The sequence below is a fragment of the Streptacidiphilus sp. BW17 genome (genome assembly GCF_041262485.1).
In the GTDB taxonomy this organism is placed as follows: Bacteria; Actinomycetota; Actinomycetes; order Streptomycetales; family Streptomycetaceae; genus Streptacidiphilus.
In genome coordinates this window covers 1-1,779 of sequence record NZ_JBGCCR010000081.1, presented here as the reverse complement: position 1 = coordinate 1,779, position 1,779 = coordinate 1, and the positions used below count along the sequence as shown (strand labels likewise).

Genomic DNA, 1,779 nt, shown 5'->3' with positions numbered 1-1,779 from the left:
CGGTGTGGACGGCCTGTTGTCCGAGCTGGACGAGTACGGCGTGGAGCAGGCGCTGCGGATCAAGGAGGCGTCGGGTGACGCCGAGGTGACCGTGGTGACCGTGGGTGGTGACGACGCGAAGGACGCGCTGCGTAAGGCGTTGTCGATGGGTGCGGACAAGGCCGTGCACGTCAATGACGAGGATATTCACGGTTCGGACGTGATGGCGACCTCGCTGGTGCTGGCGAAGGCCGTGGAGCAGACCGGTTTCGACCTGGTCGTGTGCGGGATGGCGTCGACGGACGGGACGATGGCGGTGCTGCCGGCGCTGTTGGCGGAGCGGCTTGGTGTGCCGCAGGTGACGCTGCTGTCCGAGGTCGCGGTGTCCGGTGGCACGGTGTCGGGTCGTCGTGACGGTGACGCGGCCACCGAGCTGGTCGAGGCCTCCCTCCCGGCGGTGGTCAGCGTGACGGACCAGTCGGGTGAGGCCCGGTACCCGTCGTTCAAGGGCATCATGGCCGCGAAGAAGAAGCCGGTGCAGGAGCTGGACCTGGACGACCTCGGCCTGGACGCCGAGCAGGTCGGCCTCGCCGGCGCGTGGACCGCCGTCGACACCGCGACGGCGCGCCCGGCCCGCACGAAGGGGACGATCGTCAAGGACGAGGGCGACGGCGGCAAGCAGCTCGCCGAGTACCTGGCGTCGCAGAAGTTCATCTAGTCCGACTGCTGGTCCGGCTGCTGGTCCCACTGTCCGGCAGCCCGACAGCGCGGCTGTCACCCCTCTTCTTCTTCGTTCTGGAGCAATGAATCATGGCTGAGATTCTGGTCCTGGTGGACCATGTGGACGGTGCGGTGCGTAAGCCCGCGCTGGAGCTGCTGACCCTGGCGCGTCGTATCGGCACCCCGGTCGCGGTGGTGCTGGGTGCGGGCGACGCCGCCGCCGCGGTGGCGGCGAAGGCGGGCGAGTACGGCGCGGAGCGCGTGGTCACCGCCGACGCCGGCGAGTTCGCCGACTACCTCGTGGTGCCGAAGGTCGACGCGCTGCAGCAGATCGCCGCGTCCGTGAACCCGGCGGCGGTGCTGGTCACCTCCTCCGGCGAGGGCAAGGAGATCGCCGCCCGCCTGGCACTGCGCCTGGGCTCCGGCGTGATCACCGACGCCGTCGACCTGGCCGCGGGCGACCAGAGCCCGGTGGCCACCCAGTCCGCGTTCGCCGCCTCGTTCACCGTGCAGTCCCGCGTCTCGCACGGCACCCCGGTGATCACGGTCAAGCCGAACGCCACCGCCCCCGAGCAGGCTGCGGCCGCCGGCGCGGTCGAGACCGTCACCGTCGCGTTCACCGAGGCTGCGACCGGCACCAAGGTCACCTCCCGCACCCCGCGGGTCTCCTCCGGCCGCCCCGAGCTGACCGAGGCCGCGATCGTGGTCTCCGGCGGCCGCGGCGTCGGCGCGGCCGAGGGCTTCGGCGTCGTCGAGGCCCTGGCCGACTCCCTCGGCGCGGCCGTCGGCGCCTCCCGCGCCGCGGTCGACGCGGGCTGGTACCCGCACTCCAACCAGGTCGGCCAGACCGGCAAGCAGGTCTCCCCGCAGCTGTACATCGCCAACGGCATCTCCGGCGCCATCCAGCACCGCGCGGGCATGCAGACCTCCAAGACCATCGTCGCGGTCAACAAGGACCCCGAGGCCCCGATCTTCGAACTCGCCGACTACGGCGTCGTCGGCGACCTCTTCCAGGTCCTGCCCCAGCTCACCGACGAGATCAAGACCCGCAAGGGCTGACCCCCAACAAGCCCCCACGGT

General features: G+C 71.3%; 2 protein-coding genes. Both read left to right on the top strand.

Features of this window, described 5'->3' with window-relative positions:
* Window positions 1-697 (top strand): electron transfer flavoprotein subunit beta (locus tag ABH940_RS36920; RefSeq protein WP_370107288.1); only part of this gene is annotated, 697 nt, incomplete at its 5' end.
* A 92-nt stretch (window positions 698-789) separates the two neighbouring features.
* Complete coding sequence (locus ABH940_RS36915; RefSeq protein WP_370107287.1) at window positions 790-1,758, top strand: electron transfer flavoprotein subunit alpha/FixB family protein; 969 nt, start codon at window positions 790-792, stop codon at window positions 1,756-1,758.
* Window positions 1,759-1,779: the final 21 nt, after the last annotated feature.

Excerpts from the sequence above, each read along its gene's own strand:
- ABH940_RS36915 (WP_370107287.1), top strand. The coding sequence starts at position 790 with ATGGCTGAGATTCTGGTCCTGGTGGACCATGTGGACGGTGCGGTGCGT.